The 23076-nt window shown below is 60.1% G+C and carries 21 protein-coding genes and 2 tRNA genes; 12 read left to right on the top strand and 11 right to left on the bottom strand.

The genetic code is table 11. The annotated features are described in order from the left end of the window. Nucleotides 1–265: 265 nt before the first annotated feature. From HX801_RS22235 to colR, 5 genes are all read right to left on the bottom strand, one after another. Nucleotides 266–496: a hypothetical protein gene (locus HX801_RS22235; RefSeq protein ID WP_008433604.1), complete on the bottom strand. Its 231-nt coding sequence runs from the start codon at nt 494–496 to the stop codon at nt 266–268. Continuing rightward, complete coding sequence (locus tag HX801_RS22230) at nt 496–1212, bottom strand: lipopolysaccharide kinase InaA family protein (RefSeq protein WP_023659223.1); 717 nt, start codon at nt 1210–1212, stop codon at nt 496–498. The genes HX801_RS22235 and HX801_RS22230 overlap by 1 nt, the downstream gene beginning before the upstream one ends. 4 nt (nt 1213–1216) lie before the next feature. Next, on the bottom strand, nt 1217–1897 hold the full coding sequence (locus tag HX801_RS22225; RefSeq protein ID WP_008433602.1) for a class I SAM-dependent methyltransferase: 681 nt from the start codon (nt 1895–1897) through the stop codon (nt 1217–1219). A 188-nt stretch (nt 1898–2085) separates the two neighbouring features. Continuing rightward, entirely contained in the window at nt 2086–3366 is a 1281-nt protein-coding gene (locus HX801_RS22220) for a HAMP domain-containing sensor histidine kinase (protein WP_102369809.1), read from the bottom strand. Then, complete coding sequence (colR, locus tag HX801_RS22215; protein WP_003208587.1) at nt 3356–4039, bottom strand: two-component system response regulator ColR; 684 nt, start codon at nt 4037–4039, stop codon at nt 3356–3358. The genes HX801_RS22220 and colR overlap by 11 nt, the downstream gene beginning before the upstream one ends. A gap of 201 nt (nt 4040–4240) precedes the next feature. Between colR and HX801_RS22210 the strand changes: the two genes are divergently transcribed. From HX801_RS22210 to HX801_RS22190, 5 genes are all read left to right on the top strand, one after another. Next, nucleotides 4241–6190: an LTA synthase family protein gene (locus tag HX801_RS22210; RefSeq protein WP_177009838.1), complete on the top strand. Its 1950-nt coding sequence runs from the start codon at nt 4241–4243 to the stop codon at nt 6188–6190. A 54-nt stretch (nt 6191–6244) separates the two neighbouring features. Beyond that, complete coding sequence (locus HX801_RS22205; RefSeq protein ID WP_134327250.1) at nt 6245–6988, top strand: phosphatase PAP2 family protein; 744 nt, start codon at nt 6245–6247, stop codon at nt 6986–6988. A 73-nt stretch (nt 6989–7061) separates the two neighbouring features. Then, nucleotides 7062–7760 (top strand): response regulator transcription factor, encoded by a 699-nt coding sequence (locus tag HX801_RS22200; protein ID WP_003208592.1) that lies wholly within the window; start codon nt 7062–7064, stop codon nt 7758–7760. After that, nucleotides 7750–9045: a HAMP domain-containing sensor histidine kinase gene (locus HX801_RS22195; RefSeq protein ID WP_177022732.1), complete on the top strand. Its 1296-nt coding sequence runs from the start codon at nt 7750–7752 to the stop codon at nt 9043–9045. The genes HX801_RS22200 and HX801_RS22195 overlap by 11 nt, the downstream gene beginning before the upstream one ends. 85 nt (nt 9046–9130) lie before the next feature. After that, nucleotides 9131–10558, top strand: coding sequence for a glycosyl hydrolase family 8 (locus HX801_RS22190; RefSeq protein ID WP_177022731.1), 1428 nt, complete (start codon nt 9131–9133; stop codon nt 10556–10558). 131 nt (nt 10559–10689) lie between these two features. Here HX801_RS22190 and groL read toward each other — a convergent pair whose 3' ends face one another. The 4 genes from groL to HX801_RS22170 all read right to left on the bottom strand — a co-directional run bounded on the left by groL (nt 10690) and on the right by HX801_RS22170 (nt 14204). Beyond that, nucleotides 10690–12333, bottom strand: a complete 1644-nt coding sequence (groL, locus tag HX801_RS22185; protein WP_003208597.1) for a chaperonin GroEL — start codon at nt 12331–12333, stop codon at nt 10690–10692. Nucleotides 12334–12383: 50 nt separating this feature from the next. Beyond that, nucleotides 12384–12680: a co-chaperone GroES gene (gene groES, locus HX801_RS22180; protein ID WP_017846112.1), complete on the bottom strand. Its 297-nt coding sequence runs from the start codon at nt 12678–12680 to the stop codon at nt 12384–12386. A 249-nt stretch (nt 12681–12929) separates the two neighbouring features. Next, nucleotides 12930–13406, bottom strand: coding sequence for an FxsA family protein (locus HX801_RS22175; protein ID WP_003208601.1), 477 nt, complete (start codon nt 13404–13406; stop codon nt 12930–12932). A gap of 66 nt (nt 13407–13472) precedes the next feature. Continuing rightward, the gene (locus HX801_RS22170) at nt 13473–14204 is read right to left on the bottom strand and encodes a HugZ family protein (RefSeq protein ID WP_003208603.1); all 732 of its coding nucleotides are present in this window, start codon (nt 14202–14204) and stop codon (nt 13473–13475) included. Nucleotides 14205–14279: 75 nt separating this feature from the next. Here HX801_RS22170 and HX801_RS22165 point away from each other — a divergent pair, with 75 nt between their 5' ends. Next, a complete protein-coding gene (locus HX801_RS22165) occupies nt 14280–15038 on the top strand; it encodes an SDR family oxidoreductase (protein WP_003208604.1) in 759 nt (252 codons plus the stop codon). 15 nt (nt 15039–15053) lie between these two features. On the opposite strand, the gene HX801_RS22160 is transcribed toward HX801_RS22165, so the two are convergent. Continuing rightward, entirely contained in the window at nt 15054–16061 is a 1008-nt protein-coding gene (locus tag HX801_RS22160) for a DUF481 domain-containing protein (protein WP_003208606.1), read from the bottom strand. A 202-nt stretch (nt 16062–16263) separates the two neighbouring features. Between HX801_RS22160 and HX801_RS22155 the strand changes: the two genes are divergently transcribed. The 4 genes from HX801_RS22155 (at nt 16264) to HX801_RS22140 (ending at nt 21032) form a co-directional block, all read left to right on the top strand. Continuing rightward, complete coding sequence (locus HX801_RS22155; RefSeq protein ID WP_218166212.1) at nt 16264–16578, top strand: MGMT family protein; 315 nt, start codon at nt 16264–16266, stop codon at nt 16576–16578. Nucleotides 16579–16621: 43 nt separating this feature from the next. Next, nucleotides 16622–18163: an AmpG family muropeptide MFS transporter gene (locus tag HX801_RS22150; RefSeq protein WP_003208613.1), complete on the top strand. Its 1542-nt coding sequence runs from the start codon at nt 16622–16624 to the stop codon at nt 18161–18163. A 179-nt stretch (nt 18164–18342) separates the two neighbouring features. Further along, nucleotides 18343–20058, top strand: a complete 1716-nt coding sequence (locus HX801_RS22145; protein WP_003208614.1) for a proline--tRNA ligase — start codon at nt 18343–18345, stop codon at nt 20056–20058. A 20-nt stretch (nt 20059–20078) separates the two neighbouring features. Continuing rightward, nucleotides 20079–21032 (top strand): hypothetical protein, encoded by a 954-nt coding sequence (locus HX801_RS22140; protein ID WP_003208616.1) that lies wholly within the window; start codon nt 20079–20081, stop codon nt 21030–21032. 115 nt (nt 21033–21147) lie between these two features. On the opposite strand, the gene dinB is transcribed toward HX801_RS22140, so the two are convergent. Continuing rightward, nucleotides 21148–22206: a DNA polymerase IV gene (dinB, locus tag HX801_RS22135; RefSeq protein WP_003208617.1), complete on the bottom strand. Its 1059-nt coding sequence runs from the start codon at nt 22204–22206 to the stop codon at nt 21148–21150. Between the two features lie 291 nt (nt 22207–22497). On the opposite strand from dinB, the gene HX801_RS22130 reads away from it, so the two are divergent. Continuing rightward, nucleotides 22498–22574, top strand: a tRNA-Met gene (locus HX801_RS22130). A gap of 206 nt (nt 22575–22780) precedes the next feature. Continuing rightward, nucleotides 22781–22857 (top strand) — tRNA-Met (locus tag HX801_RS22125). The last annotated feature ends 219 nt before the right edge of the window (nt 22858–23076 follow it).

Here is a 23076-nt window from a genome sequence, read left to right as displayed (position 1 = left end):
GATGGCCCGTCGCGGCGGCCCGCGGAACCGGGCCGGAGTGCGGGCATGCCGAGCCTAGGCGAGGCACCGAGTGGTGGGGCAAAGACCTTTTGGTTACTTTTGGGGCGTTTGCCAAAAGTGACCCGCTGTAAGAGCGGAACCATAAGCCGCCGTTACCGCAGCAACGGATATGTACTCGATCAACCAACCAACCAACCAACCCAAAACCCAAGCCCAAATAAAAGGCCTCGAACTAGCGAGGCCTTTTATTTGGGCTTCAATCTCTTCAACTCTGTGGCCTCATCCCTTGGGACATCCCAAACATGAACAACAACAACTCATGATCAGGCTTGGCCGCGACACCGACCTTGGCGATCCGCGGCATCGGGCATTGCTGCCCGACACCCTGCACCGCACTGAGAACTTGTGTCCGGGGCTGCTCCCAGGCAGCCAGGGCCAGGGCAGCTATGCCCAACGCCCCCAACAGAAACAAACCTCGTGCAATTTCTAGCTTCATTACGTTAAACCCTTGATAGCGCTGCCAAACGCCGTCTCGTAAAAGTAGCTCAGTTTTTGCCAGTCCGTAGCATTCCACGACGAATGGCGGCGTAACTGCAACATGTCATGCCGGGCCGCCCGCAAAGCGGTCAAGCGCTGCCGGCACTTCTCGAAATCCAGCAACGCCACCTCAACCTTCGCCGCGTCACCCTCACCCGTCACCCGCACAAAGATATGCTTGATATACAGGCAACCATGCTGCCAACGCCCCTTGTGCATCCGCGCCAACGTACCCGCGAGTTCCTTGAGCAAACGCTCATGCACCAACTCGCCATACTGCTCACGACCACCGGCGGCGTACCAGTTTTCAATCTCGTCGAAACCGTCCAGCGACGCCGTCACCAACAACGCCTTCCATTGGTGCTCAGGATCGCGACGGGCCTCGCAGAACACCAACTCCGGTACGCGTACATCCAGCAAGCGCAGGCCCTTCAGGGCGTCACGCTCACGCAACACAGTGGGGCGCCCAAACGGATGGAGCCAACTACGGTAGATATGACCGGTCTGGCGCTTGCTGTAGAGCAAACGCCCATTGGTGCCCGTTACCCGTTGCACACCACTTTCACCGCCACGACGACGATTGGGCTCTTCGACCCACTCGCCCTGCTGGCGCCAGAAATAATCAAATCGCTCTTCGGGAGCTACTTCACTACCTGGTAAACACTCGACAGCCATCCTGTTACCTCTTGCGCAATACATACACTCGCCACATGGCGTAGAGCGGTATGAAGTCCAGAGATTCCTGAACACGGAAACCGGCCTGCTCAAACTCTGCCTCAACAGTAGCAGCCGGTAACACAAACCGATTTTGGTAACCTTCCTGCTCACCCTTGTTGCGACGCCGCACTTCGGCACGCTTGCGTTTCCACGCCTTGAAGTTGCCATCCACCCACAACGAGATAATCACGCTGTCACGGGTAACGCGCTGAAATTCGCGCAGTATTGCCAGCCTGTGCTCAGGATCACCGATGTGGTGCATCAAGCGCATGCAGAAAATACTGTCGACCGCGTTATCTGGCAAATCGATATCAAAGGCAGACGTCTGCAAGGGGCGTACCCGTTTCACCACATCCGCCGGTTGGGCGACCGTGGCGATCTTCAACATCGACGCTGAGTTATCGGCGCCGATGATCACACGGTTGGGCTTTTCAGCCAGCAGTGGCCAGAAGCGCCCGGCACCACATGGCAGGTCCAGCACCAGGCCAGGCTCACCGGCCATGGCCAACGCACCACGGGCCAATTGCTCGTCGCGTTTGTGGGACAACCGGCGAGCCAGATTGTCCTGATGTTTGAGCAAATAATTCTGCGCGTGCTGATCGTCGTACTTTTCGGAAAATTCGAGCTTGATCGGGGTAGGCATCACCGGGTCTCCAGTTACTGATGCCTACAACCTTAAGAAGAATCCTGTGATCAACAGGTCAACACGTTGTGAAAAACTTGTCCTGTCGAATCGTATACATTACAAAACTTTGCAGACACAAGTCGTGGCATGATGCCATCTTCGGCGAAAATCAGGAAGTCTGCCGCAGCTTAGCGGCAGGGCAGGCATCAGGCTTTGACCTGACTCAATTCGACGTGAAAGCGGCAGCCGTTGGGCTCCATGGTGCTGAGGCTGACGCTCCAACCCTGGTTCTCGCAGATGCGCTGAACCAAGGACAAACCCAGGCCGAGGCCTTCACCGCGCTTTTCACTGCCACGCACAAACGGTTCGAACATCGCTTCGCGCTTGTCCTCGGGAATGCCCACGCCAGTGTCTTCCACCACAAAACCGCTCGGTTCCAGGGTAAGGCGGATCAAGCCATGCTCGGTGTAGTGCAGGGCATTACGCAACAGGTTGCCCATGACCGCGTGCAGGAAGGTCGCGTTGTAGCGGGTATCCAGTGGATTGCCCGGTTGATAGATCAGCTCAAGGCCTTTGCGCTCGATCGGCTCACGCCAGATCCCCAGCAAGTCCTCGGCCACCTGGGCCAGGTTGGCCTGGGGCGACATGCCGGCCTCCTCGCGCTGGGCACGGGCCAGCATCAGGAAGGTCTGCACCAGTTCGCGCATTTCTTCACAGGCCCGCGCAATGCGCTCGACCTGCTTGCGGCCGCGCTGGTCAATCGCGGGGTTCTCCAGCAACAGCTCGCAGGAACTGGCGAGCACCATCAGCGGGGTGCGCAATTCGTGGCTCACGTCACTGGTAAACAGTTGCTCCCGGGACAATGCCTGGCGCAAACGGCCCAGGGTGGCGTCGAAGGCCACGGCCAATTCGCCGACTTCATCCGCGGCGTAATCCGGCGCCAGCGGTGGTGCCAGTCCGAGTAACTGGTCGCGGTGCCGCACCTGGCGGGCCAGACGCACCACCGGCGCCATTACCTTGCGCGCCAGCACCCAGCCGAGGAATACCGCCAACGCCAGGCTGAGTACAAACCCCACCAGCACCACGGCAAACAGCACGCGCTCGCGCTCTTCGAAATCGCTCTGGTCTTGCAGCAGGACATAACGGCGGCCGTCGACCACCTCGACCATGGCATGGTAGGACAGCGCCTCCCGAAACACCTCGTGAAAACCAGGCTCCAGGTGGCGCAAGTCCTTGGGCAGTTCGAAATCGCCGGGGCCGCCGCTGAAGTAGAACAACTGGTCGGGCTCGGGGCGATGGCTCCAGTCCTCGACGCTGTCCATCAGCAACAGGCGTTGCAAGTCACCGCCCAGGCCTGCCGAAATGAGTTTTTCTTCCACCAGGTGCACCGTTGCGACGATGCCCATGGCGAAGGCCCCCGCCACCAACGCGCTCATCAAGGCGAAGGCGATGATGATCCGCTGGGCAAGGCTTTGCTTAAACTCCATCACGACCCTCGGCCAGGCGATAACCCACACCGTGCACCGTTTGCAGCAACGGCTTGGCGAAGGGTTTATCAATCACCTGACGCAGTTGATGGACATGGCTGCGCAGGCTGTCGCTGTCCGGGCAGTCATCGCCCCACAGGGCTTCTTCGAGAATCTCACGGCGCAATACATGCGGGCTTTTCTGCATCAGCACCGCCAGCAGCTTCAGGCCGACCGGGTTGAGCTTGAGCAGGCGCCCTTCGCGGGTGACTTCCAGGGTATCGAGGTCGTAGTTCAGGTCACCCACCTGCAAGGCACGGCGCCCGCCGCCCTGGGCACGACGCAGCACTGCTTCGATACGCGCGGCCAGCTCCGACAGCGCAAACGGCTTGAGCAGGTAGTCATCGGCGCCGGACTTGAAGCCCTGCAGCCGGTCATCCAGCTGGTCGCGGGCGGTGAGCATGATCACCGGCGTGTCCCGGCGCGCGTCTTCACGCAGGCGTTTGCACAGGGTGTAGCCATCAATGCCAGGCAGCATGATGTCGAGCACGATCAGGTCGTAATGTTCGGTGGCAGCCAGGTGCAGGCCCGACAAACCGTCCTGCGCACAGTCTACGGTGTAGCCCTTCAGCCCCAGGTAATCGGCCAGGTTGGCCAGAATATCGCGGTTGTCTTCAACCAATAAAATTCGCATGGGCAGTGTCTCCGTACGCGGTAACGGCCGTGTTGGCTCGCGCAGCTTAAGGCCAAGTATGGCTCACGGCTAGGCCTGAAGGCCGCGCCGATTACTGTTTTCAACCGATTGGGGAACTTAACGAGTTTTTCACTATAGGTTCACAACCTGACTACAGTGTCAGCGCGAAGATCGCGCCCATCGAAAATAAGGAACATTGACATGGGTTTTCCCAAAACAGCGCCAATGCGCTATTTGCTGTTGGTAACCGGTGCCTGGCTGGTGGTTTTTCTACTGACCCGCAGCGTGCTGCTAGTAACCCATCTGGATGAAGTGAGCGGTAACCTGCTGCCGGTATTCGGCGTGGGCCTGCTCTATGACCTCGGCTTCCTCGCCTATGCCGCCCTGCCCCTGGGCCTGTATTTGCTGCTGTGCCCGCCAGGCTTGTGGCGCCGTCGCGGCCATCGCTGGTTCCTGCAGGCGGTACTCACCGTCAGCCTGTTCGCCATGCTTTTCACCAGCGTGGCCGAATGGCTGTTCTGGGACGAGTTCGGCGTGCGCTTCAACTTCATTGCCGTGGATTACCTGGTCTACTCCAAGGAAGTGCTGAACAACCTGCTGGAGTCGTATCCGATCGGCAAGCTGCTGAGCCTGCTGGCCGTGATGGCGATCGTCTTGAGCGTGGTCTTGCGTAAACCGTTCAACGCGGCCATGGACGCGCCGTTGCCTGCGATGCGCAAGCGTCTGCTCAGTGCCCTTGGCCTGCTGCTGGTGGCCGGCCTGAGCCTGCAACTGATCAACCAGGACAGCCCGCGCAGCCAGGGCGGTAACGCCTACAACAACGAATTGGCCAGCAACGGCCCCTATCAGTTCTTCGCCGCTTTCCGTAACAACGAACTGGACTACACCCAGTTCTACAAGAGCCTGCCGGCGGATGTAGTCGCCAAGCAGTTGCGCGCAGAACTCAGCGAGCCCAACGCACGGTTTATCGGCACGGATCCGCTGGATATCCGTCGCGCCATTACCAACCCGGGCACGCTGCGCAAACCCAACATCGTGCTGGTGACCATCGAAAGCTTCAGTGCCAAGTACATGGGCAGCAACGGCGACCCGAATAACCTCACGCCCAACCTCGATGCGCTGCGCAAACAGAGCCTGTACTTCAATAACTTCTACGCCACCGGCACCCGCACCGACCGCGGCCTGGAAGCCATCACCCTGGCCATCCCGCCGACGCCCGGGCGTTCCATCGTCAAGCGTATCGGCCGGGAAAGCGGTTTCGGCAGCCTCGGCCAGCAGCTCAACGCCATCGGCTACGACAGCGTGTTTGTCTACGGCGGCCGGGGCTACTTCGACAACATGAACGCGTTTTTCAGCGGCAACGGTTACCGCGTGGTCGACCAGAGCAGCGTGCCCGAATCCGAAATCAGCTTTAAAAACGCCTGGGGCATGGCCGACGAAGACCTCTATAAACAGACGCTGAAACTGGCGGACGCCGACTACGCCAAGCAGCAACCATTCCTGCTGCAACTGATGACCACCTCCAACCACCGTCCGTATACCTACCCGGCTGGCCGCATTGATATCAAATCCGGTGACGGTCGCGACGGCGCGGTGAAGTACACCGACCATGCCATCGGCCAGTTCCTGGAGGCGGCGCGCCAGAAACCCTGGTTCGACAACACGATCTTTATTTTCGTCGCCGACCACACGGCGGGCAGCGCCGGCAAGGAAGACCTGCCGATGGTCAACTACCAGATCCCGCTGTTCATCTACGCACCCAAACTGGTAGACGCCGGCGAGAACGCGAAGCTGGCCAGCCAGATCGACCTCGCCCCGACCCTGCTGGGCTTGCTGAACCTGAGCTACGAGTCGACGTTTTTTGGCCGCAACCTGCTGCAGGACAACCCCCTGCCGCCACGGGTAGTAGTCGGCAATTACCAGTACCTGGGGTTGTTCGACGGCAAGGACCTGGCGATTCTCAGCCCGCGCCAAGGCTTGCGTCGGCATGACCAGGCCCTGGGCGACAGCCACGAAATCCGCGTTGGCAGCGATGACCCGTTGATCCAACGGGCCATCACCTACTACCAGGGCGCCAGTTATGACTACAAGCAACAGTTGCTGAGCTGGAGGGTGCCCAAGGACGAGGCTTCCCAAGTGAGTACACGCTAACCAAAATGCCCCGGCCAGGTCTGACCGGGGCTTTTTTTAGAGTCTGAGTTCGCCATGCACGCAATCGCTGTTCGTCCGTTATCCCAACCCCTCAACTTCTGGCTGTGCCTCGGTGTGCCTGCCGTTCTGGCGGTGGCCATGTTGCTGCTGGAGCTGACGTCGCTGGACATGGACATCGCCAGGCTGTTTTACGACGCGTCCGAAGGCGGCTTCGTGGGCCGGCACAGTTTTTTTCTGGAGGACATTCTTCACGATCGCGCCAAGCAGATGGTGATCGTGTTTTCGGTGCTGGCAATCGCCGGGTTTGCCGGGGCCTTTGTCTTTGAGCGACTCAAACCCTATCGCCGAGAACTGGGCTGCCTGGTGCTGTCGCTGGCACTGGCCACCTCGTTCGTTTCACCGTTGAAGACGGTGACCGGGGTGCAATGCCCGTGGAGCGTCAAGGAGTTTGGCGGCCAGGAGACGTACAGCGAACTGCTGAGCCCCAGGCCGCCGACCGACAAGCCTGGCCGTTGCTGGCCGGGCGGACATGCGGCGACCGGGTTTGCGCTGTTTGCGTTGTTTTTTGCCCTGAGGGATCGCCGACCGCGGATGGCGCGCTCGGCGTTCCTGTTTGCGCTGGGCCTGGGCACGGTGCTTTCGGTGAGCCGCACGATGCAAGGGGCGCACTTTCTTTCCCACAACGTGTGGACGGCAATTTTCAGCTGGCTGATTTGTTTGGGCGCCTATTACTTCCTGCTGTACCGGCCGGTGAAAACACCGCAGCCCGCCTTCCGCAAGCAGCCCGTGATGCCGTGATGAACAGCCCTTGCCTAGCCGGGGGCAAGGGCGCAACACTCTGCGCACTTTTTGGCAACGATCCTGCTGAGCCATGTCCGATACCCTGTTGCTGATCGAAGACGACCTGCCCCTGGCGGCACTGACGGCCGAGTTCCTGCGCGCCGAAGGCTTTAGCGTTGCAGTGGAACACCGTGGCGACCGCGCCGCCCAGCGTATCCAGGATGAACAGCCGGCACTGTTGATCCTCGATGTGATGCTGCCGGGCATCGACGGTTTTACCCTGTGCCGACAGATTCGCGACCACTACCCCGGGCTGATCCTGATGATGACGGCCCTGGACGAGAACGCCGAACAATTGGTGGGGTTTGCCGCCGGGGCCGACGACTACGTGGTCAAGCCGATCGACCCGCAACTGTTGCTGGCAAGGATCCGCTCGCTGCTGCGCCGCCATCCCCAGGCACCTCGCAGCTACTATCAGTGGGGCGCTTTTCGGCTGGACCTGAACAACCACTTCGCCTGGCTTGGCGAGGCGCCCTTGCAGTTTTCGGTGGCCGAATTCGAGTTGCTCGCCATCTTTGCCCGCCATTGCGGCGTATTGCTCACGCGGGAAAAGCTGCTCCAGCGCCTGCGCGGCCTGGAGTACGACGGGCTGAACCGATCGATTGATATGCGGGTGTCGCGCTTGCGCAAAAAGCTGATGAGCCTTGAGTGCCCCGTGACCATCCAGACCATCACGGCGCAGGGATACCTGTTCGTCGAAATCCCGACGGGGAGCCAGCATGCTGTCTAAAGTCCGCCCGTGGATGGCCATCGCGGCCGGCACCAGCTGGGCCGCCCTCACTTTTTACCTGCTGTGGTTGTGCTCGAACGCCTCGGTGTTTATCGGGGACTACAGTTTCCTGCGCCTGATGGCCGGGCCGGGTTATCTCGTTGCCGAGCAACTCAAGGCCTTGCCCGCCGAACAACGGGAAGCGCGCATCGAGTCACTGCAAGCACGCTTTCAGTACCCGGTGAGCCTGGTGAAAAAGGATGATATCGAGCTGCCGCCTGAAGCTATTGTGATGCTCGACCACCATCAGCCGGCGCAGAACAGTGATGAGGACGTCACCTACTTCCCGCTGGACGATGACACGGTGATTCAATTCGGTCCCTTGTGGGGAACTGCCGAAGTGAAGGACCTGCTGCAATATCCGGTGTACTGGGTGACCGCCTGTGTCGCCGGCCTGCCGGTACTGCTGTTTCTCTGGATTGCCCTGCGTGCCCGGCGCAAATACACCCATGACCTCGATGCCCTTAATGCCTGCATTGCTACCCTCGCCCGCTCGCCCAACACGCTGCTGCCCGCGATGAGCCAGGAGTGGGCGCCGCTGCTGCTGACCTTGCAACGGCATGCGCTGGATATCAGCTCGATGGGCGAACGCCACCGGGAGGTTTCCCAGGCGGTGTCCCACGAACTGCGCACACCCCTGGCGCGGATGCGTTTTGCCCTGGCACTGCTGAGTAAAAGCGCCGACCCCGACACCCGCACCCGCCTGCAAGAGCGCCTGCACACCGATATCGAAGAACTGGAGTCGCTGGTTCGCGCCAGCCTCGCCTTTGCCCGGCTGGCCGATGCACCCAGCGACCTGCAGCATGAGCCAATCAATCTCCATGCCTGGCTGCAGCAGGAGTTTGCCCTGCTGGACGGGCACCATCGCTTGCTGACCCTGGACACCGACCCGGCCGACCTGGAACTGATCGGCGACCGCGCCCTGCTGCATCTGATCGTGCGCAACCTGTTAAGCAACGCCATTAACTACGCCCGCGAACGGGTGAACGTCAGCGCTGCGTGCCAGGGCCAGCACCTGGTGCTGCATGTGGATGATGACGGCCCGGGCGTACTGCCGGAAAACCGCGAAAAGATCTTCGAACCCTTCGTGCGCCTGGCCATGGGCGGCGACGAGCCCAGCGGATTTGGCCTCGGCCTGGCACTGGCCAAGCGCGCCACCCACTGGCACGGTGGTGAGCTGTCGATCACCCGCAGCCCGTTGGGCGGCGCACGCCTGACCCTGACCCTCGCACTGCGCCCGGCCTAGGCTGTTACAGCCTGTGACAGTGGAACATCCGCGCTGCCGCTAACCTCGCGACCTTGCCCTTTGGATCAGGTTGGAGAGTCAGCTCATGCGTCACCCTAGACGGCATCTGCCCACGCTGCTGTTATCACTGTGCATGGCCGCCGGTTCATGGTCAGGCGGCGTTGCGGCCCAGAATGTCCAAGCGCCCTACTACCCCGGCACCATCCTGCCCAATCGCCAGCCCCAGGCGATCATGGATCAACAACTGGTCACGTTCTACAAGGACTGGAAGGCGGTTTACCTGTCGGGGGAATGCGGCAGCGGCCGGTATTTCATCAAGGTCAACGCCGACCACAAACCCGTGGGTGGTGGCGCCGCGCCCAACACCATCACCGTGTCCGAGGCCCATGGCTACGGCATGCTGCTCACTGTGATGATGGCCGACTACGATGACCAGGCCCAACGGACTTTCGACGGCATGGTGCGCTACTTCCAGGATCACCCCGCAGCGTCCGATCCCGGCTTGATGGCCTGGAACCAGACCGAGGGATGCGGCGACTCCACCGACCCTTTCCGTGGTGACGTCAGTGCCACCGATGGCGACCTGGACATCGCCTACGCCCTGCTGCTGGCCGATCAGAAATGGGGCAGCGAGGGCTCCATTGACTATCGCAGCGAGGCCAACACGGTGATGGCGGCAATCATGAAACACGAGGTGCACCCCAGGACTCAGCACCTGATGCTCGGCGACTGGGCCGGTACCGACGGTGACGCAGAGCTTGAGTACACCACCCGCAGCTCGGACTTCATGCAGTCGCACCTCTACAGCTTTTTCACCATGACCGGGGACAAGCGCTGGCAGGCGGTGCGCGACAAGACCTATTCGATCATCAGTGACTTTACCCAACGGTACAGCGCCAACAGCGGGCTGGTGCCGGACTTCATCAGCCACCTGGACACCTCGATCACCCCGGCGCGGCCCGATCTGGTGGAAGGCCCATACGACGGCAGCTATTCGTGGAACGCGGCCCGCTACCCGTGGCGCATCGGCCTGGATTACCTGATGTACGGTGACCCGCGTGCGCTGTACACCTTGACCACCTTCAATCGCTGGGCACGCGCCGTTACCCACGATGAACCGGGCAACTTCAACAGTGGCTACCGAATCGACGGCAGTGCGATCGAGGAAGCGCACAATGAGCCGGCCTTTGTGGCGGCACTCGGGGTCAGCGCAATGATCAACCCCGACAATCAGCTGTGGCTCAATAACCTTTGGGACAACCTGCAACGCCGGTCCATCCGTGACCATGACTATTACGGCAATACCCTCAAACTGCTGGGCATGGTGGTCATGTCCGGCCATTGGGAGCGGCCCCAACCGGCGCCCCTCAAAAAAACCGCACACGTGCCTGTCCATCCGTCATCCGGCTCTGCGGCACCGGGACCCGTGGCATCTTTGCCGCCCGCCTCGCACCTGATGCTGGCTCGCGGCTTCATGTTCAAGAAACTGCTGGGGCGTCGCGGCGTCAGCTGAGGCGTGCGTGTAAAGAGAGACGCGGAGCGTCCCTGGCGGCATTCCCACGCAGAGCGTGGGAACGATCAGCATAAAAAAACCCCGCCTGCATCGCTGCAGGCGGGGTTTTTCAGTATCGGGGTAAGGCTGGCTTACATCATGCCGCCCATGCCGCCCATACCGCCCATGTCTGGCATACCGCCGCCAGCTGGAGCATCTTCTTTGATCTCGGCGATCATTGCTTCAGTGGTGATCATCAGGCTGGCAATCGACGAAGCCGCTTGCAGAGCCGAACGAGTCACTTTAGCCGGGTCCAGGATGCCCATTTCGATCATGTCGCCGTATTCGCCGGTAGCAGCGTTGTAACCGAAGTTACCCGAACCCTGCTTGACCTTGTCGACCACTACGCTTGGCTCGTCGCCGGAGTTGGCAACGATCTGGCGCAGAGGTGCTTCAACAGCACGACGCAGCAGAGCGATACCGACGTCTTGGTCAGCGTTGTCGCCTTTGAGCTCGGAGATAGCCTGCAGAGCGCGAACCAGTGCCACGCCACCGCCAGGTACCACGCCTTCTTCAACGGCTGCACGGGTAGCGTGCAGGGCGTCTTCAACGCGGGCTTTCTTCTCTTTCATTTCAACTTCGGAACCCGCGCCAACCTTGATCACTGCAACGCCGCCGGACAGCTTGGCCAGACGCTCTTGCAGTTTTTCACGGTCGTAGTCGGAAGTGGTATCAGCCACTTGAGCGCGGATCTGGGTAACACGTGCCTGGATGTCAGCTTCAACACCGGCACCGTCGATCACGGTGGTGTTTTCCTTGGTCACGGTGACGCGCTTGGCATTACCCAGGTGTTCCAGGGTAGCGCTTTCCAGGCTCAGGCCGATCTCTTCGGAGATAACGGTACCGCCAGTCAGGACAGCGATGTCCTGCAGCATGGCCTTGCGACGATCGCCGAAACCAGGTGCCTTGACAGCAACCACTTTCACGATACCGCGCATGTTGTTCACAACCAGAGTCGCCAGGGCTTCGCCTTCAACGTCTTCGGAAACGATCAGCAGTGGGCGGCCGGCCTTGGCAACAGCTTCCAGAACTGGCAGCAGTTCACGGATGTTGGAGATCTTTTTGTCAACCAGCAGGATCAGCGGGCCGTCGAGCTCGGCGGTCATGGTGTCTGGCTTGTTGACGAAGTACGGGGACAGGTAGCCACGGTCAAACTGCATGCCTTCAACAACCGACAGTTCGTTTTCCAGGCCCGAGCCTTCTTCAACGGTGATCACGCCTTCTTTACCGACTTTTTCCATGGCTTCGGCAATGATGTCGCCGATGGAGCTGTCGGAGTTGGCCGAGATGGTGCCGACCTGAGCGATTGCCTTGGTGTCAGCGCATGGCTTGGACAGGGACTTCAGCTCTTTGACAATGGCGATGGTCGCCTTGTCGATGCCGCGTTTCAGGTCCATCGGGTTCATGCCGGCAGCGACGGCTTTCAGGCCTTCGTTGACGATCGACTGAGCCAGAACGGTAGCGGTGGTGGTGCCGTCGCCTGCGTCATCGTTGGCACGGGAGGCAACGTCTTTGACCAGCTGCGCGCCCATGTTTTCGAAGCGATCTTTCAGCTCGATTTCTTTGGCGACGGAAACGCCGTCCTTGGTGATGGTCGGAGCGCCGAAGCTCTTCTCGATGATCACGTTACGGCCTTTAGGGCCCAGGGTCGCTTTTACTGCGTCAGCCAGGACGTTCACACCGGCGAGCATTTTCTTACGGGCGGAATCGCCGAATTTAACTTCTTTAGCAGCCATGATCGATATTCCTTAAATACTTTGTAGTAACGGGAAGATGAACGGGGAAATCAGCCTTCCAGAACAGCGAGAATCTCGTTCTCAGCCATTACCAGCAGGTCTTCGCCGTCGACTTTCACAGTGTTGCTGCCGGAGTAAGGGCCGAACACAACCTTGTCACCCACTTTCACAGCCAGCGCACGTACTTCTCCGTTTTCCAGGGTCTTGCCTGGGCCAGCAGCGACAATCACACCGTGGTTGGCTTTTTCAGCAGCCGAACCTGGCAGCACGATACCGCCAGCGGTTTTCTTTTCTTCTTCACTGCGACGGATGACGACGCGGTCATGCAGAGGACGAAGCTTGCTCATTGTCGATCTCTCCTAATTGTGTTTTTCATCGGCCGGTGTCAATTCCGGCTAGTTAAATTCCGGCGGTGCCGGTCGCGGTTCGCGGCGCGAAACGCGGAAGTCTGTCTGGTGTCGCCACCAGAAACCTTGCGGTGACCGTTACATAAGGGCGCATAAGCTTATTACAAGGGTACCGAGATGAAAATTTTTGTGTCGGGGGGCGTCTTCAAAAGCCGCACGGCACCCGCGGGTGCCGTGCCAGTGAGGGGATTACTTGGGGTCGCGGTGTTCGAACTCACCTTCGATCACGTCACCTTCGCGCCCCAGGGGCTGGCGCGGGGCCGGGCCACCACGGGGTTGCAGGTCATCGGCAAAGGCGCGCTGGCGAATGGCAGCCTCTTCGGCACGCTGGCGCATCTTGCCCGCCAGCACTTTGCGAGTGAATGGCAGCAACATCACCAGGCCAACCACATCGCTGATAAAGCCCGGCAGGATCAGCAGGCCACCGGCCAATGCCATCATCAGGCCTTCGAGCATGGTCTGGGCCGGCAGCTCGCCGCGATTCAGGCTTTCACGGGCACGCAGCGCCGTGGCCAGGCCGGCGACGCGCAGCACCAGTACGCCGAGCATCGAGCCGAGAATGATCAGCAGCAGCGCCGGGAAAAACCCGATTGCCCCGCTGACTTGTACGAATACGAACAGCTCAAGCACCGGAAACAACAAAAAAAGCAACAAAAAAGGGCGCATCAAATGGTTCCTCAACGCAAGAATGCCTTGCTACTCCACCTTAGATGACGTCGCCGTTTCGTGAATTCAAGCTTCAGCGGCTGCTTTTTTCGGCCAGACCTCGGCGTGAGCCAGGAAAACCAAGGCTTCGCGTACTTGTGTCGGCGTGTTGCAAGGCTCGGCAAAGGGCAGCCAGTAGAGGGCCTGGCCAATGCGCAAGTGCATGCCTTCGCTGTCGATACCGGCCAGTTGCGCAGGCTCGGAGGTCGGCAGGCCGGCCAGTTCGACATAGTGGGCAATCGCCTTGGTGTGGTCGCTGTTCATGTGCTCGACCATGCTCAGCTCGGCCTTGCCGGCAAACGGATTGGCCAGGGTCAGTTGGTCGACCCAGTGGATCGCGCCGAACCCGCCGATATAACGATGGCGCACCGGCTTGAGCACCCAGAAGTCAAAATCATGGGCCTTGTGGTAGTTCGCCGAGTCCGGGAAATAGCGGTAATAACGCTCGGCGGCGGCTTCAATCGCAGCGCCGTCTTCGAGCTTTTCGGCCTCGGCGAGGTAGGTCAGACGCCCTACCGCTTGCACGTCGTCGGCCTCACGCTCACCGACCAGCAACGAGCACTTGGGGTCTTTCTGCAGGTTGTGGGTGTGCTGGGCGATACGGCTGATCAGGATCAGCGGCCGACCCTCGGCGTCCAGGCAATACGGCACCACCGAGCCAAAAGGGAAACCGGGCATGGCCTTGGACAAGGTGGCGAGTGCCCCACGGTATTCCTTGAGCAGTAGTTCTCGGGCATTCTTGGCAACGTGCGCGCTCAACTTATGACTCCTTCGATAAATTTCGTCAAAAAACAAACCTGGATAGCCGCTTAATTCTGCCCACAGGACTTGCGAATGCATCTCAACGACAAAGTAATCATTATCACCGGCGGTTGCCAGGGTTTGGGCCGCTCCATGGCCGAGTATTTTGCCGCCAAAGGTGCCAACCTGGCGCTGGTGGACCTCAATCAGGAAAAACTCGACCAGGCGGTGGCCGCCTGCCAGGCCCATGGAGTGAAGGCCCGCGCCTATCTGTGCAACGTGGCGAATGAAGAGCAGGTGACCCACACCGTGGCACAGATCGCCGAAGACTTCGGTGCGATCAACGGCTTGATCAACAACGCCGGGATCTTGCGTGATGGCTTGCTGCTCAAGGTCAAGGACGGCGAGATGACCAAGATGAGCCTGGCCCAGTGGCAGGCGGTGATCGATGTCAACCTCACCGGGGTGTTCCTGTGCACCCGTGAGGTGGCGGCAAAAATGGTGGAGCTGAAGAACCAGGGCACCATTATCAACATCTCGTCGATCTCGCGGGCCGGCAATGTCGGGCAGACCAACTACTCCGCCGCCAAGGCCGGTGTAGCGGCCGCCACTGTGACCTGGGCCAAGGAGCTGGCGCGCTACGGCATCCGCGTGGCGGGCATCGCACCGGGGTTTATCGAGACCGAGATGACCCTGGGCATGAAGCCCGAGGCCTTGGAGAAGATGACCGCCGGCATTCCCCTCAAGCGCATGGGGCGGCCTGAGGAGATTGCCCATTCAGCGGCGTATATCTTCGAGAACGACTACTACACCGGGCGGATTCTGGAAATGGACGGCGGGTTACGCCTTTAATTACCAGGCGGCTCGTTACCAGGCGACGCCGAACCCTGCGGTGTAGCGGGTCTTGCTCAACGCACTTTCCGAGTCGCCACTAATAATGTCGCGCTCGGCCTTGAGGTTGAGGGAGGCCCACTCGGTGACTTTGTAGCGCAAGCCCATTTCCGCATCCAGGGAGTACTCGGACGGCCCGGCCAGCGGCTTGCCCACTTCGCCATTGGTGAAGAATTCAACGGTCTTGCCCACCAGGTAGCGGTTGTAGTTCCACTTCATGGCCAGCGAATAGAAGTTGTCCTTGCCGCCGTCCTGGTATTCATAGTCGGTGCGGTTGACCAGCGAACCGAGGGAGAACGCGCCCAGTTCGTCATCCCAGAATTGGTAGCCCGGGCCGGTACCCACGGTGCGCTGGCGGGACAGGTCCTCGACCTTGTCGCGCTTGTAGGTCAAGCGGCCCTGCCAGAACCAGTGTTCGGTAATAAACCGGTCCAGGTCGTACTCCAGCGCCCAGTTGTCGGTGGTGGTCACGTCGTCCTGGAATTCGCGGTTGTACTCGCCCTCGGCGGTATGGCGCCACTGGCCATGGCGGGCAGTGGTCTTGAAGTCGATGTCGTAGTCGTTGGTGTCTTTTTCCGCGCGCTTGTAGTCCAGCGCCATATCGACATTGCCCTTCCACACCAGGTCCTCGATCACCGGCTTGGGCTTGATGATCTGCTGGATGCTCGCCAGCTCGACGGTCTTGGGCGCCTCGCCGTTGGCCAGGATGACCTTGCCATCGTCGGCCGGCTGCAGGGACTTGGCCTTCTCACCGCTGTAGGCATCCTGCTTGACCAGCAATTCCTGATCGCTCTCCAGGGTCTTGACCTGCTTCCAGTCCACCGGGATCGCGCCGGCATAGTCGGTCTGGATCAGCAGCTTGCCACCGTCGAAAACCTTGATCTTGCCGGTCAGGCGGTCACCGTTCTTCAACCAGACGGTGTCGGCGAGCAACGGGGTGGAGGCGCTGAAGACAGCGAGGCACAGCAGGGTTCTGGACAACATAAGCGGATATGGGGCTCGAGTTTGACGAAAAAACGGGCATTATCGGGGTGGATAACTTCTTAGCAAGGACTGACTCGGGTATTCGTATCGAGTTCCGCTCTCAGCCCCCCATTTTGCAGAAATTTCTTACAAATAGACGGATATTTTCATCGGATATGCCACCGTGAACGAACTGACCGACGCTCCGCAAAGCCCCGCTGAAATGCGCCGCACCGTGCTGTACCTGACCCTCGCCCAAGTACCCGAAGGCTGCGTGATCAGCTACGGGGAGCTGGCACACCTCGCCGGTTTGGGTCGCGCCGCACGTTGGGTGGGTCGCACCCTGAGCCAACTGCCCGAGGACACCAAACTGCCCTGGCATCGCGTGCTGGGTGCCGGTGGTCGGATAAGTCTGCCGGTGGGCAGTGCCTCGGGTGACGAGCAACGTGCGCGTTTGCGCGGCGAAGGCGTCAGCATCCTGAACAATCGTGTTGATATTCAGCGTCATGGCTGGCGCCCGGTAGAGCACAGCGGTTAGAGTGCGCGCTTTATTTGCGTAATTCTGAGGCAGACTCCAGCCCATGCCCCGTAAAACCTGGCGCGCCGCGCTCGCCGCCTATGCCAGCCCCTCGACGTTAGTGCTGTTGCTGCTCGGCTTTGCTGCCGGCTTGCCTTACATGTTGGTGTTCTCGACGCTCTCGGTATGGTTGCGCGAGGCCGGCGTGGCCCGCGAAACCATCGGTTATGCGAGCCTGATCGGCCTGGCCTATGCCTTCAAGTGGGTCTGGTCGCCCCTGCTCGACCAATGGCGCCTGCCACTGCTCGGCAAGCTCGGACGTCGTCGCTCCTGGCTGGTACTGTCCCAGACGCTGGTGATCCTCGGATTGATCGGCATGGGTTTCTGTGATCCGCAAAAGCATCTGTCCTGGCTGATCGCCATCGCCGTGATCGTGGCCTTCGCTTCCGCCACGCAAGACATCGCCGTAGACGCCTACCGCCTGGAAATCGCCAGCGACAGCCAGCAGGCCGCGCTTGCCGCCAGCTATATGTCCGGTTATCGCGTGGCCGCGCTGCTTGCCACCGCAGGTGCGCTGTTTTTTGCCGAAGGCTTCGGTTCCACCGGGTTCAACTACAAGCATTCGGCATGGGCCGGTACGTACGTGCTGTTTGGTGCACTGATGGTGCCTGCGCTGCTGACCACGCTGTTCATGCGCGAACCCAATGTGCCGCTGCGTACCCAATTGCAGGCCGGGCGCTACAGCTTTGCTCACCAGCTGGTCTCGGTGTTCGTGTTGATCGTGCTGCTGGTGTCGGTGCCGGCGATGTTCACCCAGTTGTACAACACTGATTTCGCCAGCGTGCTGTTCCATGGGGTCAGCCTGCTGGACCTGCTGCTGGAAGATCGCGCGTTCCTGCGGGCCATCCTCTACATCATCCTGACCACGCTGTGCCTGTCGACCATGGGCCGCCGGGGCCTGGCGCCGGTGCTCACGCCGGTCAACGATTTTATCCTGCGCTACCGCTGGCAGGCCTTCCTGCTGTTGGGGCTGATTGCCACCTACCGCATGTCGGACACGGTAATGGGCGTAATGGCCAACGTGTTCTATATCGACCAGGGCTTTACCAAGGACCAGATCGCCGGTGTCAGCAAAGTCTTCGGCCTGATCATGACCTTGCTGGGCGCCGGCATGGGTGGCCTGTTGATCGTGCGCTTCGGGATTCTGCCGATCCTGTTCATCGGCGGCATTGCATCGGCCGGCACCAACCTGCTGTTCGTGATGCTCGCCGACATGGGCCCGGACCTGCAGATGCTGATTTTCACCATCTCCCTGGACAACTTCAGTTCCGGCATGGCGACCTCGGCGTTTGTCGCGTACCTGTCGAGCCTGACCAACCTGAAGTTCTCCGCCACCCAATACGCCCTGCTCAGCTCGATCATGCTGCTGCTGCCGCGCTTGATCGGCGGGTATTCGGGGGTGATGGTCGAGAAGTTCGGTTACCACAACTTCTTCATGATCACCTGCCTGCTGGGTGTGCCGACGCTGGTCCTGATCGCCTTGCACTGGTTTCAGGAAAGCCGGCGGATTCGCTTGAATCCTCCCGAGGAAAACAAATCACTGTAGGAGCTGGCTTGCCTGCGATTGCATCACCGCGGTGTAACTGACACACCGTGTTGCCTGCATCGCAGGCATGCCAGCTCCCACAGAAGCCCTGCTCCAGCAACCAGATGCCTGTACGTCGGCAGCAAGCGCCCGTACAATCCCAAGTCATTTCAAGTCCAAGCAACCGACAACGGCCTACCATGCGCACCAGTCAATATTTGCTCGCCACACAGAAAGAAACGCCTTCCGACGCGGTCGTGATCAGCCATCAGCTGATGCTGCGCGCCGGCATGATCCGCAAACTGGCCTCGGGCCTGTACACCTGGCTGCCCATGGGCTTGAAGGTGATGCGCAAGGTCGAAGCCATCGTTCGTGAAGAAATGAACGCTGCCGGCTCTCTGGAAGTGTTGATGCCGAGCACCCAACCGGCTGAGCTGTGGCAGGAATCCGGGCGCTGGGAAGAGTACGGCCCTGAATTGCTGCGCTTCAAGGATCGTCATGGCCGGGACTTCTGCGCCGGCCCGACCCACGAAGAAGTGATCACCGACCTGATGCGCAACGAGTTGAGCAGCTACAAGCAGCTGCCCCTCAACCTGTATCAGATCCAGACCAAGTTCCGTGACGAAATCCGCCCACGCTTCGGTTTGATGCGCGGCCGCGAATTCATCATGAAGGACGCCTATTCGTTCCACGCTGACCAGGCGTCCCTGCAGGTCACCTACGACCGCATGCACACCGCCTACTGCAACGTGTTCACGCGCCTGGGCCTGAAATTCCGCCCGGTTGAAGCGGACAACGGCTCCATCGGCGGTGCCGGCTCCCACGAGTTCCACGTGCTGGCCGAGTCCGGTGAAGACGACATCGTGTTCAGCAACGGTTCCGACTACGCGGCAAACATCGAGAAAGCCGAAGCCGTGCCACGGGAAACTTCCCGCCCTGCGCCAAGCGAAGAGCTGCGTCTGGTGGACACGCCCGAGACCAAGACCATCGCGGCCCTGGTGGAGAAATTCAATCTGCCGATTGAAAAGACCATCAAGACGCTGATCGTGCGCGCCGAGGAAGAAGGCAAGCTGATCGCCCTGGTAATCCGTGGTGACCACGAGCTCAACGAAATCAAGGCCGCCCAGCAGCCAGGCGTTGCCAGCCCGCTGGTCATGGCCACCGACTCAGAACTGCGTGATGCCATTGGCGCCGGCGCTGGCTCCCTCGGCCCGCTGAACCTGCCACTGCCGATCATCATCGACCGTTCGGTAGAGCTGATGAGCGACTTCGGCATCGGTGCGAACATCGATGACAAGCACTACTTCGGCGTGAACTGGGAACGCGACCTGCCGGTTCCGACCGTGGCCGACCTGCGCAACGTGGTGGCCGGCGACCCGAGCCCGGACGGCAAGGGCACCCTGGAAATCAAGCGCGGCATCGAAGTCGGGCACATCTTCCAGCTGGGCAACAAGTACAGCAAGGCGATGAAGTGCGAAGTGCTGGGCGAGAACGGCAAGCCGATCACCCTGGAAATGGGCTGCTACGGCATTGGCGTATCCCGCGTGGTTGCGGCTGCCATCGAGCAGAACAACGACGAGAAAGGCATCATCTGGAGCGACGCCCTGGCGCCATTCCAGGTTGCCCTGGTACCGCTGCGCTACGAAACCGAGCAAGTACGCGAAGCCACCGACAAACTGTATGCCGAACTCACGGCTGCCGGTTTTGAAGTGCTGCTGGATGATCGGGACAAGAAAACCAGCCCAGGCATCAAGTTCGCCGACATGGAATTGATTGGCATCCCGCACCGGATCGTGGTCAGTGACCGCGGCCTGGCCGATGGCAATCTGGAATACAAGAGCCGGACCGAAGCCGAGGCCCAACCGTTGCCGGTGGCTGACGTGCTGTCTTTCCTTCAGGCGCGTATTCGTCGCTGAAAACCAGATCAAGAGTCGTCATGTTCAAGCGAAACACCATAGCCCTGGGGGGCGCCACGTTATGTGGCGCCCTGCTGGTCAGCGGCTGCGCCAACCAAATGTCGCAACGCAGCGAGCACGAGGAACGCATCGAGCGCAAATTGCTCGATCACAGCCTGCAGATCGACGTGGGCGAGCCGAAGGTGCTGGAGCTGCCGCAACGCCGGGTGCGCATTCACGAGCAAAAGACCTTTGAGGTCACCGAGTTCGAAGTTACCCGTCGCTACGACCGCTACACGCCCTACCAGCCCTGGCGCAAACTCTATGAGATGCCCCTGGGCGCGGTCGCGCTGGTGGCGGGCGTCGGCGCCAACGTGGCGAACGTGTTTGCCCTGGGCAACCTGCCTGCCAGCATGACCCGGGATTGGCTCAGCTATGGCGTGGACGGGCTCAACCCGTTCATGAACGTGCAATCCAACGGCCGTGCGCAACAGAACCTGGCGGGTATCGATGAAGTCCAGCGCGACAAGCGCGTGGAGTATTCGAGCCTGCCCTGGAGCGAGCGCCCGGTACAGGTGACTGCCGGCAAGCAAACCCATGAGCTGACCACCGACCGCGATGGGGTGCTGCGCCTGAACCTGTTGGACAGCCCGTTTGCCGAGCAGGACCTGAACCGCATCAGCACCCTGAAGATCAGTGTTGAAGATGCCCAGGATGACGTGCACTCGGACTCATCCCTGGCCATCAGCGGCACCCTGCGGGGCAAATTGCTCGAAGCTCACGGTTTGATCTATGACGACCTGGAAGACGACGAGGTCAACGAGTGGGTGCACCGGGTCAAGCGCCTGTCGGAGCTGGGCCTGGAAGAAGAAGCCAGCGAGCTGGAACAGAGCCTGATCGAACTGACCCGCAATGATCCGGAGTTGCAGCAGGAATTCCTGCAGGCCTTGACCAAGGATGCCGGACGCCTGGTGGCGGATCCCGGAGCACGCTGAAGCCTTTAAATGTGGGAGCGGGCTTGCTCGCGAATGCGGCGTGTCAGCCAGCACATGCGTCAACTGACACACCGCATTCGCGAGCAAGCCCGCTCCCACATTTGGCTTTCGGTTTCTACCAGGGAAATTGGAGCTGCTCGTTGCCGTTGCTCAAATCCAGCAAACGCACGCCTATTCCCAGCAATCGCACCGGCTTGTCGCCGCGATTGAACGCCTGGGTCAGCAACTGCCGGTAGCTCTCCAGGTCCCGCCCCGCCCCCGCCTGCTCCAGGGTCGTCTGGGTAAAGTCGTGAAACTTCACTTTGACGAACGGCTTGCCCGCCCGATAACTGCTGTCGATGCGCGCCATGCGCCCGGCCAGGGTGTCCATCAGCTCCGGCAGTTTTTCCAGGCAACTGGGCAAGTCCGGCAGGTCGACATCGTAGGTATTTTCCACGCTGATGGATTGCCGGCGGCTGTCGTTCTGCACCACCCGGTCATCAATCCCACGCGCCAGGCTCCAAAGCCGCTCGCCAAAACTGCCAAACTCTCGCACCAGCGCCAACTTGTTCCACTCCCGCAGTTGCAGGCAGTCCTCGATCCCCAGCCGCGCCAGCTTGTCGGCCGTCACCTTGCCCACGCCGTGGAGCTTTTTCACCGGCAGCGCCGAGACAAAGTCTTCCACCTGGTCGGGGGTGATCACAAACAGTCCGTTGGGCTTTTTCCAGTCGCTGGCGATCTTGGCGAGAAACTTGTTCGGCGCCACGCCCGCGGAAACGGTGATGTGCAACTGGTTGGAGACCCGCCGGCGAATGTCCTGGGCAATGCGCGTGGCACTGCCGCCGAAATGCGGGCTGTCGGAGACGTCCAGGTAGGCTTCGTCCAGGGACAACGGTTCGATCAGGTCGGTGTAGTCGCGAAAGATCGTCTGGATTTCCTTTGATGCTTCTTTATAAGCATCCATGCGCGGCTTGACGATGGTCAGGTCCGGGCACAGCTTCAGGGCATGGCGGGACGACATGGCCGAACGCACACCATAGGCCCGTGCTTCATAGTTGCAGGTGGCGATCACCCCGCGACGGTCTGCCGAGCCACCGACAGCCAGGGGCTTTTGCGCCAGGGTCGGGTCGTCGCGCATCTCGATGGCGGCGTAGAAGCAATCACAGTCGACGTGGATGATTTTGCGCTGCGTCATAGATAAGGCAGTGGTTCTGGGCAGAAAACGGACAGGCCGGCAGTATCTCACTCACACCTGTATATAGCACCAGTAGTTTGAATCTTCCGCTTAAGCGGTAGGAAAATTCGCAGGTGAATTCATTTTCTCAATCGAAACACACCCCCCAATAGAGCTGAAAGCCTCGGCCAGACTGGCCCCGCGGCCTATCAAGGGGCAACCTTGGAGAGCTAACCGATTGAACCACAAGCGCTTTTCTTTGAATCAGCGGTTGACACACTCGCGTTCCTCTGTAGAATGCCGACACACAGACGCGGGATGGAGCAGTCTGGTAGCTCGTCGGGCTCATAACCCGAAGGTCGTCGGTTCAAATCCGGCTCCCGCAACCAAACATCAAAAAAGGCTACTCGAAAGAGTGGCCTTTTTTGTGCCTGTCTGTTTTAGCCCTCGTTTCGATTGTCTGACAAAAAACCTTTCCCAATCGCGCACTTACCGCACCCGCGTGACAATCCGACGCTAAATTGCACTTATTTGACCCATCGTTCGATTAACGGTTGACACCCCGCCGTTGCTCTGTAGAATGCCGCCACACAGACGCGGGATGGAGCAGTCTGGTAGCTCGTCGGGCTCATAACCCGAAGGTCGTCGGTTCAAATCCGGCTCCCGCAACCAAACATCAAAAAAGGCTGCTCGAAAGAGTGGCCTTTTTTGTATCTGACGAAAAAGTCCTTTTGAAACAATGGCATGGCATCTTTCATGAAACCGTACACGGTTTGTAGAGTCCATCTCATTGCAAGCTATGCTAAGTCTTCAAGCACTGTCCTTCTACGACCAATGGGCGCTGTCGCCGCACTTCGCGATACGCGTTAATATTTGTAATTATTTTGTCCA

It is taken from the genome of Pseudomonas sp. G1002 (assembly GCF_013385455.1).
Taxonomy (GTDB): Bacteria; Pseudomonadota; Gammaproteobacteria; order Pseudomonadales; family Pseudomonadaceae; genus Aquipseudomonas.
The sequence above is the reverse complement of the archived record's forward strand: the minus strand, read 5'-3'. Positions and strand labels throughout refer to the sequence as shown.

What these genes read in the sequence shown, in the direction of transcription:
- HX801_RS22165 (WP_003208604.1), top strand. Translation starts at nt 14,280, where the DNA reads ATGCATCTCAACGACAAAGTAATCATTATCACCGGCGGTTGCCAGGGT.
- HX801_RS22235 (WP_008433604.1), bottom strand. Translation starts at nt 496, where the DNA reads ATGAAGCTAGAAATTGCACGAGGTTTGTTTCTGTTGGGGGCGTTGGGC.
- colR (WP_003208587.1), bottom strand. Translation starts at nt 4,039, where the DNA reads ATGCGAATTTTATTGGTTGAAGACAACCGCGATATTCTGGCCAACCTG.
- HX801_RS22155 (WP_218166212.1), top strand. Translation starts at nt 16,264, where the DNA reads ATGCGCCGCACCGTGCTGTACCTGACCCTCGCCCAAGTACCCGAAGGC.
- HX801_RS22195 (WP_177022732.1), top strand. Translation starts at nt 7,750, where the DNA reads ATGCTGTCTAAAGTCCGCCCGTGGATGGCCATCGCGGCCGGCACCAGC.
- HX801_RS22140 (WP_003208616.1), top strand. Translation starts at nt 20,079, where the DNA reads ATGTTCAAGCGAAACACCATAGCCCTGGGGGGCGCCACGTTATGTGGC.
- HX801_RS22220 (WP_102369809.1), bottom strand. Translation starts at nt 3,366, where the DNA reads ATGGAGTTTAAGCAAAGCCTTGCCCAGCGGATCATCATCGCCTTCGCC.
- groES (WP_017846112.1), bottom strand. Translation starts at nt 12,680, where the DNA reads ATGAGCAAGCTTCGTCCTCTGCATGACCGCGTCGTCATCCGTCGCAGT.
- HX801_RS22230 (WP_023659223.1), bottom strand. Translation starts at nt 1,212, where the DNA reads ATGGCTGTCGAGTGTTTACCAGGTAGTGAAGTAGCTCCCGAAGAGCGA.
- HX801_RS22175 (WP_003208601.1), bottom strand. Translation starts at nt 13,406, where the DNA reads ATGCGCCCTTTTTTGTTGCTTTTTTTGTTGTTTCCGGTGCTTGAGCTG.
- HX801_RS22145 (WP_003208614.1), top strand. Translation starts at nt 18,343, where the DNA reads ATGCGCACCAGTCAATATTTGCTCGCCACACAGAAAGAAACGCCTTCC.
- HX801_RS22210 (WP_177009838.1), top strand. Translation starts at nt 4,241, where the DNA reads ATGGGTTTTCCCAAAACAGCGCCAATGCGCTATTTGCTGTTGGTAACC.
- HX801_RS22225 (WP_008433602.1), bottom strand. Translation starts at nt 1,897, where the DNA reads ATGCCTACCCCGATCAAGCTCGAATTTTCCGAAAAGTACGACGATCAG.
- HX801_RS22160 (WP_003208606.1), bottom strand. Translation starts at nt 16,061, where the DNA reads ATGTTGTCCAGAACCCTGCTGTGCCTCGCTGTCTTCAGCGCCTCCACC.
- HX801_RS22150 (WP_003208613.1), top strand. Translation starts at nt 16,622, where the DNA reads ATGCCCCGTAAAACCTGGCGCGCCGCGCTCGCCGCCTATGCCAGCCCC.
- HX801_RS22205 (WP_134327250.1), top strand. Translation starts at nt 6,245, where the DNA reads ATGCACGCAATCGCTGTTCGTCCGTTATCCCAACCCCTCAACTTCTGG.
- HX801_RS22190 (WP_177022731.1), top strand. Translation starts at nt 9,131, where the DNA reads ATGCGTCACCCTAGACGGCATCTGCCCACGCTGCTGTTATCACTGTGC.
- dinB (WP_003208617.1), bottom strand. Translation starts at nt 22,206, where the DNA reads ATGACGCAGCGCAAAATCATCCACGTCGACTGTGATTGCTTCTACGCC.
- groL (WP_003208597.1), bottom strand. Translation starts at nt 12,333, where the DNA reads ATGGCTGCTAAAGAAGTTAAATTCGGCGATTCCGCCCGTAAGAAAATG.
- HX801_RS22200 (WP_003208592.1), top strand. Translation starts at nt 7,062, where the DNA reads ATGTCCGATACCCTGTTGCTGATCGAAGACGACCTGCCCCTGGCGGCA.